This window comes from Bradyrhizobium sp. Mp27 (genome assembly GCF_029953005.1).
In the GTDB taxonomy this organism is placed as follows: Bacteria; Pseudomonadota; Alphaproteobacteria; order Rhizobiales; family Xanthobacteraceae; genus Bradyrhizobium; species Bradyrhizobium barranii.
The window spans coordinates 47,600-56,316 of sequence record NZ_JASAUS010000053.1 but is presented as its reverse complement, the minus strand read 5'-3'; the positions used below and the strand labels follow the sequence as shown (position 1 = coordinate 56,316).

Sequence of the window (8,717 nt, the reverse complement as noted above, 5' to 3'; positions counted from 1 at the left end):
ATAAACGTCCTGCCTGACCGGCTACTGCTGTTCAGCGGCGCTGACGGCGATCATCAGGTGGGGGAGTTTCAAGTGACCATACCCGGGGGATTTTGACCGACCCACGGGGGTAGGCGCTCTTCAGCCCCGCCGTCAGCGTCAACTCGCGATAGGTCTGCGAATCCACATTGAGGCTGAAGCCGTCGGCACCGCCTTCCTGATAGGCGGGCGAGCGAACCAGCCCATAGTCCAACCGCAGCGAGGGCGCGATCGCAAGTCCCGGCTCGATCGGGATCAGCCTGCGAGCGCCGGCACCCGCATGACCGCTGTAGGAGCGATAGCCGGCACCGGCCGTGCTGTTGATGAAGCTGAGCGAGCGGCTCTCGCCATTGTCATTGAGCGCACCGTCGAGCTGGCCATCGATCTGGAAGCCGTTTCCGAGCGCATAGGCGCCATAAAACCCTGCTTGATATGAATCGATCGCGAGCCGGTTCGGAACCGCGACTTCGCTTCCGGTGATGGTCTGATGCGAATAAGCGAACACGCCGCCAAGCATTGCGCGCGGGGCGATCGTCGTGTCCACGCCGGCGGCGATGCCACCACCCGAGGCGTTGTAGCCGGCGACGCCATCGACAGCTCCCTGCCGGACACTGCCGCCGAGCGGCTTCATCCAAAAATTCCGCTCAGGCGCCACGCCCGTATTCAACCCGAGAACATCGTCGAGCCGCCCCGTCATCGTCTGCTGGAACGCGCGCTGCGTGGCATAGGTCGCCTGCGATGCCGCGCCGCTGAGAACGGGCAAGGTCTGGTTGACGGCGTTGACGAGACCCGGACCGTTGAGATTGTCGAGCGCGGTGAAGCCCGTCGCCATGCTGCCGCTCCACCCGAGCCACGTCGCAGACAAGCGGTAGAGCATATCGGCCGCACCGAGCCCTGCGCGGCTGTTCTGGGCTTGCAAGGTTTCGGCGTAGGGCCGCACCAAAGAGAGATAGGCGACGCCACCGGTCAGGTTGCCCGAGAGGTCGTAGGTGCTGACGAGCATCTGCGCACCCGATGCATCGCCGCTCGCGGCACCATAGAGGCTGGCGAGCGTGCCCTTCGAGAGCGTGTTGAAGAGGACATTGCCCTCTGGTGTCACCGACCCCAGCAGCGTGAAGTTGGCGGCACTGCTTCCCGCGGGCGCAATGCCGGCACCCCAAAAATATCCGTTCTGGTAGTTCGTGATGACGAAGCGACCGGGAGCAGAGGTGCCAAATAGCGTGGGGCTGACGATCCGCCATGGTGTGCCCGATGTCCACGCCCATTGCGGAACGGAGTTTGCGGGAACGGCTTGCGACGCCGGCGGCGTGAAAGTCGCGGGATCGTAGGGCAGCATGTAGGCCCAATGCGTCACGAGCAGGCTGTCGCCCGTGATCATCTGCATTTCCATGCCGGTCACGCCGTTGACGGTTCGCATGTGGCCGAGCCCAACCGTCACTGCGCCGCCCGCGGTCGGCGTGAACAGCGTCGTGATCTGGCCCGCGGTCGTGACAAACCCCTGGATGGTCGAAGTATCGGTCAGCAGCGCCGGACCAAGCTTGAGCTGCGCAACGCTCGTTCCGGTGAAGGCGCCGTTGGTCGCGGCCGCCAGCGACCACAGCGTCTGGTCGCCGATCGGGATCGGACTTGAAAAGCCGGTCTTCGGCGCGGCATAAGCCAAGAGCTGCGCCGTTGGCACGTACCAATGCGTGTTGGAAAGGGTCGAATCCCAGATCGCCGACTGGGCGCGGGCCTGCGAGCCGCCGCAGAGCAGCGTGGCGCCGGCAACGGACACCAGCGCAGCCGCGCGACACATCGCATGCACCATCGGCAAGATCGTTCCTCCCGAACCGCAGGATATGACCCTGCGGCGCCACCGGGCGGAGCAACCATTATTCCATTGGGGAGGCTGCCCCATGATCGTGGGGGTGTGGGGCAAGGTCGCGGCCTCGGCGCGCGAAGGGCGCCTCTTTGACCACCCTACGACGCTGTTCGCGCAGCTGCGCCAAGTTGCTCTTGTAGCCCGGATGGAGCGAAGCGAAATCCGGGACAGGTTCATCCGCTGATGCGATCGCCCCGAATTGCGCTGCACTCCATCCGGGCTACGAAGCTATTCCGTCTTCAAATCGTCCGGCCTCGGCATCAGGACGATGTTGTAGCCGGAATCGACATAGTGGATCTCGCCGGTCACGCCGCCGGAGAGATCCGACAACAGATACAGCGCTGAGCCGCCGAGCTCGTCGAGCGTGACGCCGCGGCGGAGCGGCGAATGTTTTTGCATGAAGCCGAACATCGCGCGCGCCTCGCCGATGCCCGAGCCGGCGAGCGTACGGATCGGACCTGCGGAGATGGCGTTGACGCGGATGCCACGCGGTCCGAAATCGGAGGCGAGGTAGCGCACGGAGGCCTCCAGCGCCGCCTTGGCCACGCCCATCACGTTGTAGTTCGGCATCGCGCGCTCCGAGGCGCCGAAGGTCAGCGTGATCATGCTGCCGCCCTCCGTCATCAGCTCGGCGGCACGCTTTGCGACCTCCGTGAACGAGAAGCAGGAGATCACCATGGTGCGCGAAAAATTCTCGCGGCTGGTGTCGGCGTAGCGGCCCTTCAGCTCGTTCTTGTCGGCAAAGCCGATGGCGTGGATGACGAAATCGAGCTTGCCCCATTTCTCGCGCAGCACGGCGAAGGTCGCATCGACGCTGGCGATGTCCTCGACGTCGCAAGGCAGCACCAATTCAACGCCGAGCTGCTCCGCCAACGGCTTGACGCGCTTGCCCAGCGCCTCGCCCTGGAAGGTGAAAGCAAGCTCGGCACCGTGGGCATGCAGCGCCTTCGCCATGCCCCAGGCGATCGAATGATCATTGGCGATGCCCATGATCAGACCGCGCTTGCCGTTCATCAGTCCTTCCATCTCGCAATTACTCTCCGCTCTCCGTCATGCCCGGGCTTGTCCCGGGCATCCACGTTCTTCCGCAACCGGTAGCAAAGACGTGGATGGCCGGGACGAGCCCGGCCATGACGAAAAAACTACCAGTGCGTCCGCAATGACGTCACACATCCAGCCGGCTGAACACCAGCGTGGCGTTGGTGCCGCCGAAGCCGAAGGAGTTCGACAGCACGGTGCCGATCTTGACGTTGTCGATGCGCTTGCGCACGATCGGCATGTCGGCAAACACGGGATCGAGCTCCTGGATGTGAGCGCTCTCGCAGATGAAGCCGTTGTTCATCATGAGCAGCGAGTAGATCGCCTCCTGCACGCCGGTCGCCCCGAGCGAATGGCCGGTCAGCGCCTTGGTCGCCGAGATCGGCGGGCACTTCTCGCCGGCACCGAACACGCGACGCAGCGCGTCGATCTCCGGCGGATCGCCTGCTGGCGTCGAGGTCGCGTGCGGATTGATGTAATCGACCTTGGTCTTCACTGTCGACATCGCCATGCGCATGCAGCGCTCGGCGCCCTCACCGGAAGGCGCGACCATGTCGTAGCCGTCCGACGTCGCGCCGTAGCCGACGATCTCGCCGTAAATGCGCGCGCCCCGCGCTTTGGCGTGTTCGAGCTCTTCCAGCACCAGCACGCCGGCGCCGCCGGCGATCACGAAGCCGTCGCGGTTGACGTCATAGGGACGCGAGGCGGTGGCGGGCGTGTCGTTGTATTTCGAGGACATCGCGCCCATGGCGTCGAACAGCACCGAAAGCGACCAGTCCAGTTCCTCGCAGCCGCCGGCGAAGATGACGTCCTGCTTGCCGATCTGGATCGTCTCATAGGCATTGCCGACGCAATGGTTCGACGTCGCGCAGGCCGAGGAGATCGAATAGTTCACGCCCTTGATCTTGAACCAGGTCGCGAGCGTCGCGGAAGCCGTGGACGACATCGCCTTCGGCACGGCAAACGGTCCGACGCGCTTCGGTCCCTTGGTGCGGGTGATGTCGGCGGATTCGACGATGGTGCGGGCTGACGGGCCGCCGGAACCCATGATGATGCCGGTGCGGATGTTGGAGACTTCGTCAGGCCCAAGACCGGAGTCCTGGATCGCCTGCTCCATCGCGATGTGATTCCACCCTGCGCCCTGGCCGAGGAAGCGCATCGCACGCCGGTCGACGACCGTCGCAGGATCAATCGTCGGCGCACCTTGCACCTGCGAACGGAAGCCGAGCTCGGCATATTTCTCAGCCCGCGTAATGCCCGACTTCGCCTCGTGAAGGCTCGCAAGCACTTCCTGGGTGTTGTTTCCGATCGACGAGACGATACCCATCCCGGTGACCACAACCCGCCTCATGACAGCCTCGCCTAAATCATTGTCTTTCTTGGTGATGCGCTCAGCCCAGGATCGTGCCCTGCTTGAACAGGCCGACCTTCAGATCCTTCGCGCGATAGATAATCTGGTCATCGACCGAAAGCCATCCGTCGGCGATGCCGAGCACCAGCTTTGAGCGCATCACGCGCTTGATGTCGATGTTGTACACAACCTTGCGGGCCTCGGGCAGCACCTGACCGCTGAACTTCAGCTCGTTCAGGCCAAGCGCGCGGCCGCGCCCCTCTCCACCGCTCCAGCCCAGAAAAAAGCCGACCATCTGCCACAGCGCATCGAGACCGAGGCAGCCGGGCATGACGGAATCGTTCTTGAAGTGGCAGCCGAAGAACCAGAGGTCGGGCTTCACGTCGAGCTCGGCGCGCACCATTCCCTTGCCGAACTCCCCGCCATTGTCATTGATTTCCGTGACGCGGTCGAACATGAGCATCGGCGGGAGCGGCAGTTGGGCATTGCCCGGGCCGAACATCTCGCCGCGGGCACATGCCAGCAAATCTTCATATTCGTAGCCGTTGCGCCTGTTCAGCATGCGGAAGCCTCTGTTCAAATCCCGATTGAGCGGCGTTTCTGGCGAAAATGGGCCCCGTTTCGTTCGGAAAGCCGCGCCAATTCCCGTCATCAGGCGCGACTGCCACGAGCCAGGATGGACTGCGGGCCGGGCCTCAATGCCCGGCTGCGCCATAATCGGCCAAGCGGAACCGCGGGCTCTCTAACACAGGCATTTCGGGTGGCAAAGCGATCTCATGAAGGTAAAGTGACCACCTGCTCGCCCGGTTCCACTTCTCATTAGAAACTCTCTAGTTGCGAGAAACTTGCATCTGCATCTATCTGTCCATATATTGCATATAGATGCAGTGTCCACGCGTGCCCGAAATCTGGAAATGAGCGAGAATCCCGCGCCCCATCACGACGACGACGTCCATACCGCCGCCCTCCTGTCCGGCCGCCAGCCGGCCTTGACCGGGTGCCCGTGGCATGACGTCAACGAAATGCTCCAGTCCGCGGGGCTTCGTCCGACGCGCCAGCGCATGGCGCTCGGCTGGCTCCTGTTCGGCAAGGGTGCTCGCCACCTTACGGCTGAAATGCTCTATGAGGAGGCGACGCTGGCCAAGGTGCCGGTGTCGCTCGCGACCGTCTACAACACGCTGAACCAGCTGACCGATGCCGGCCTGCTGCGCCAGGTCAGCGTCGACGGCACCAAGACCTATTTCGACACCAACGTCACCACCCACCACCATTATTACCTCGAGAACAGCCACGAGCTGGTCGATATCGAGGATCCGCATCTGGCACTGTCCAAGATGCCGGAGGTGCCCGAGGGTTACGAGATCGCGCGCATCGACATGGTCGTGCGCCTGCGCAAGAAGCGCTGAGATCGATCCAAAGCTGCTGAATTTGTCATCATGGCCGGGCTTGTCCCGGCCATTCTCGTTTTTGCGCTGTCATTCCGGGATGGTCCGAAGGACCAGACCTCAGATGCACAATTGCGCATCGGGGAATCTCGAGATCCCGGGTCTGGCGCTTTACGCCAACCCGGGTTGACGCCTGCGGCGTCAATTAACCTGCTCGTCCGAATAGACGCCCCAGAGACGCTCCTGCTGGATCCAGCCGTCAAAGCCGTTGCCGGTGACGCGGCACCAGTTTGCAGTGCACTTCTTGACCTGCGTGACGACGCCGGCCTGGAGCTTGGCCGCAACCGCGCTGTCGGGATCGGCCCGATCGTAGATCGGCGCGAGCTCGTCCTTGTGCTTCATGGTGACGACCGCGGTGCGGCGGCCCGACAGCAGCGAGTGATAGACCCAGCCCTCGGCGCCTTCGGAATCGCGCACCCGGCGCCAGTTCTCGAACTCGGCGGTGATTTCGACCGGCAGCCCGGCGCGGGTGTAGACCCAGGCGACGTCATTGTCCTTGGTCGGGCCGGCGCGGACGTTCACGTGATCCGATTTGAGGCTGACATAACGCGGCACCGGCAGGCCGCTCGCGGTCTGGGGGGTGCTATCCTTCGCCGAATGGGAGGGGCTGACCGAGGCGCTCAACCAGGTGCAAACGAGCGCCATCACCAAACAAAAACGCCCCAACGCCATCAACCCGTCTCCTGTCGAGGGCCCCGCCACGCCGGGCCCTCACCCCAAATTCAGAACCTGCCGCGCAAGCCCCTCGCCCGTGTTCCCGAAGCCTTAACCCGTGGTTCTTGTCTTGGCCCGGCCTTCTGCTAGAGAGGACGGACATCTGAACAACCAGTTTGCCCCGATTTTCCGGTCGGAAAAATCGGGAGAGCTTGAAGGAAGCGCCGGGGACGACACGGCAAAGGCAGTGTCGAACAACCGGGTTAATGAGGCCTCAACGGCCGGCCTTTGGCGACAAAGGCGGCTTGCGGCGCCTCATGAGGGCATGACATGTCGGTGAAGAAAAAGCCCCTCGTGGTGGTGACGCGCAAGCTGCCGGACTCGATCGAGACCCGGATGCGCGAGCTGTTCGACGCGCGGATCAATCTCGAGGACACGCCGATGTCGGCCGAGCAGATCGCTGAGGCCGCGCGCACCGCCGACGTGCTGGTTCCGACCGTCACCGACCACATCACTGCCGACATCGTTAACCAGCCCGACTGCAAGCTCCGCCTGATCGCCAATTTCGGCAACGGCGTCGACAATATCGATGTCGAGGCCGCGCATGCCCGCGGCATCACCGTCACCAACACGCCGAAAGTCCTGACCGAAGACACCGCCGACATGACCATGGCGCTGATCCTGGCCGTGCCGCGCCGGATGATCGAAGGCGCCTCGATCCTGACCGAAGGAAAGCCCTGGCCCGGCTGGTCGCCGACCTGGATGCTCGGCCACCGCATCGGCGGCAAGCGCCTCGGCATCATCGGCATGGGCCGCATCGGCCAGGCGGTCGCGCGCCGCGCCCGCGCCTTCGGCCTCCAGATCCACTACCACAATCGCCGTCCCGTGGCGCCGAAGATCGCTGAAGAGTTAGGGGCGACCTATTGGGAAAGCCTTGACCAGATGCTGGCGCGGATGGACATCATCTCGGTGAACTGTCCGCACACGCCGGCGACCTATCATCTGCTGTCGGCACGGCGGCTGAAGCTGATCCGCAAGGACGCCTACATTGTCAACACCGCGCGCGGCGAGGTGACCGACGAGGACACGCTGATCAAGCTGATCGAGGGCGGCGAGATCGGCGGCGCCGGCCTCGACGTCTATGAGCACGAGCCCGCGGTCAATCCAAAGCTGGTGCGGCTCGCCAAGGCCGGCAAGGTGACGCTGCTGCCGCATATGGGCTCGGCCACGATCGAGGGCCGCGTCGAGATGGGCGAGAAGGTGATCATCAACATCCGCACCTTCCTCGACGCGCACAAGCCGCCGGATCGCGTGCTGCCGAGCATGCTCTGAGGTCTATTTGCCGCGCGTTTCGCGCTTGCGCCAATCCGCGGCGAAATCGATGAAAGCGCGTAGCGCGGGCGGCGTCTGGCGCCGGCTCGGATAGTACAGGAACGGGCCCGGAAACGGTTCGCACCAATCTTCCATCAGGCTGACCAGCGCGCCGGATGTCACGGCGTCATGGACGTAGCCATCGAGCGTCGCCCAGATGCCGGCGCCGTCGAGCGCAGCGCGCATGGCAAGGCCCATGTTGGTCGAGATCAGCTTTGCGGGCGGATCGACCTTCACGATCTGGCCAGCCTTCTCGAACTCCAGATCATGCATGACGCCGCTCGAGTACCGGGCGCGGATGCAGTCATGGTCGAGCAGATCCTTCGGATGCTTCGGCGTGCCGCGGCGCGCGATGTACGCAGGCGATGCGACGACGACATAGCTCTGCGGACCGCTCAGCGGGATCGCCTGCGCGAGGTGCTCGCCATAACGCACGCCGGCATCGTAGCCCGCGCTGACGATGTCGACGAAGCCGCTTTCGGAAACGATGTCGAGGTCGACCTGCGGGTAGGTCGCGAGGAACGGCCCGACCATCGGCGCCAGCACGAGGTCCACCGCGGGCGGCGGCGCGTTGATGCGCAGGCGGCCCGAGGCCACCTCGCGCATGCCGCGGACCTGATCCAGGGCATCGCCGACATCGCGCAGCGCCGGAGCGATGCGGGACAGCAGCAGCTCGCCCGCCTCGGTCAGCGCGACGCTGCGGGTGGTGCGGTTCATCAGGCGGACGCCGAGGCGCTCCTCCAGATCCCGCAGCCGCTGGCTAAGGCTCGACACCGACACGCGAATTTCGACCGCCGCACGCCGGAAATTGCGGGTGCGGGCAACCGCCACGAAGACGTCGAGATCACGCAGATCGGGCTCGGCCATTGTCCTCTAATGTGAACAAGCTATTCTTGATTGTCCAGCTTATCGGCCTAATCGGTCAGGCGCATATCTGACCTCGTCACGCGGCGCAATCAGCCTGCCGCCTTCTCGAGGA

General features: G+C 64.1%; 9 protein-coding genes. 3 read left to right on the top strand and 6 right to left on the bottom strand.

Annotated elements, in window-relative coordinates; all coding sequences use genetic code 11:
• Positions 1-31 precede the first annotated feature (31 nt).
• Positions 32-1,825, bottom strand: coding sequence for an autotransporter outer membrane beta-barrel domain-containing protein (locus QJT78_RS25190; RefSeq protein WP_281460346.1), 1,794 nt, complete (start codon positions 1,823-1,825; stop codon positions 32-34).
• 88 nt (positions 1,826-1,913) lie between these two features.
• On the opposite strand from QJT78_RS25190, the gene QJT78_RS25185 reads away from it, so the two are divergent.
• Positions 1,914-2,063 carry a hypothetical protein gene (locus QJT78_RS25185; RefSeq protein ID WP_155257821.1) on the top strand — a complete coding sequence of 50 codons (150 nt, stop codon included), beginning with the start codon at positions 1,914-1,916 and terminating at the stop codon, positions 2,061-2,063.
• A 44-nt stretch (positions 2,064-2,107) separates the two neighbouring features.
• On the opposite strand, the gene fabI is transcribed toward QJT78_RS25185, so the two are convergent.
• From fabI to fabA, 3 genes are all read right to left on the bottom strand, one after another.
• Positions 2,108-2,905: an enoyl-ACP reductase FabI gene (gene fabI / locus QJT78_RS25180; protein ID WP_028149828.1), complete on the bottom strand. Its 798-nt coding sequence runs from the start codon at positions 2,903-2,905 to the stop codon at positions 2,108-2,110.
• A 139-nt stretch (positions 2,906-3,044) separates the two neighbouring features.
• The gene (fabB, locus tag QJT78_RS25175) at positions 3,045-4,268 is read right to left on the bottom strand and encodes a beta-ketoacyl-ACP synthase I (protein ID WP_028149827.1); all 1,224 of its coding nucleotides are present in this window, start codon (positions 4,266-4,268) and stop codon (positions 3,045-3,047) included.
• Positions 4,269-4,308: 40 nt separating this feature from the next.
• Positions 4,309-4,830, bottom strand: coding sequence for a 3-hydroxyacyl-[acyl-carrier-protein] dehydratase FabA (fabA, locus tag QJT78_RS25170; RefSeq protein WP_028149826.1), 522 nt, complete (start codon positions 4,828-4,830; stop codon positions 4,309-4,311).
• 352 nt (positions 4,831-5,182) lie between these two features.
• On the opposite strand from fabA, the gene irrA reads away from it, so the two are divergent.
• On the top strand, positions 5,183-5,674 hold the full coding sequence (gene irrA / locus QJT78_RS25165) for an iron response transcriptional regulator IrrA (protein WP_028149825.1): 492 nt from the start codon (positions 5,183-5,185) through the stop codon (positions 5,672-5,674).
• 180 nt (positions 5,675-5,854) lie between these two features.
• Here the strand turns inward: irrA and QJT78_RS25160 are convergent, their stop codons facing one another.
• Positions 5,855-6,385: an SH3 domain-containing protein gene (locus QJT78_RS25160; protein WP_028149824.1), complete on the bottom strand. Its 531-nt coding sequence runs from the start codon at positions 6,383-6,385 to the stop codon at positions 5,855-5,857.
• Between the two features lie 312 nt (positions 6,386-6,697).
• On the opposite strand from QJT78_RS25160, the gene QJT78_RS25155 reads away from it, so the two are divergent.
• Entirely contained in the window at positions 6,698-7,699 is a 1,002-nt protein-coding gene (locus QJT78_RS25155; RefSeq protein WP_028149823.1) for a D-glycerate dehydrogenase, read from the top strand.
• 3 nt (positions 7,700-7,702) lie between these two features.
• Here QJT78_RS25155 and QJT78_RS25150 read toward each other — a convergent pair whose 3' ends face one another.
• Positions 7,703-8,605 (bottom strand): LysR family transcriptional regulator, encoded by a 903-nt coding sequence (locus tag QJT78_RS25150; RefSeq protein ID WP_281460345.1) that lies wholly within the window; start codon positions 8,603-8,605, stop codon positions 7,703-7,705.
• Positions 8,606-8,717: the final 112 nt, after the last annotated feature.

Coding starts and splice junctions, on each gene's coding strand:
- QJT78_RS25155 (WP_028149823.1), top strand. CDS start 6,698: ATGTCGGTGAAGAAAAAGCCCCTCGTGGTGGTGACGCGCAAGCTGCCG.
- QJT78_RS25160 (WP_028149824.1), bottom strand. CDS start 6,385: ATGGCGTTGGGGCGTTTTTGTTTGGTGATGGCGCTCGTTTGCACCTGG.
- fabB (WP_028149827.1), bottom strand. CDS start 4,268: ATGAGGCGGGTTGTGGTCACCGGGATGGGTATCGTCTCGTCGATCGGA.
- fabA (WP_028149826.1), bottom strand. CDS start 4,830: ATGCTGAACAGGCGCAACGGCTACGAATATGAAGATTTGCTGGCATGT.
- QJT78_RS25190 (WP_281460346.1), bottom strand. CDS start 1,825: ATGGTGCATGCGATGTGTCGCGCGGCTGCGCTGGTGTCCGTTGCCGGC.
- QJT78_RS25185 (WP_155257821.1), top strand. CDS start 1,914: ATGATCGTGGGGGTGTGGGGCAAGGTCGCGGCCTCGGCGCGCGAAGGG.
- QJT78_RS25150 (WP_281460345.1), bottom strand. CDS start 8,605: ATGGCCGAGCCCGATCTGCGTGATCTCGACGTCTTCGTGGCGGTTGCC.
- irrA (WP_028149825.1), top strand. CDS start 5,183: ATGAGCGAGAATCCCGCGCCCCATCACGACGACGACGTCCATACCGCC.
- fabI (WP_028149828.1), bottom strand. CDS start 2,905: ATGGAAGGACTGATGAACGGCAAGCGCGGTCTGATCATGGGCATCGCC.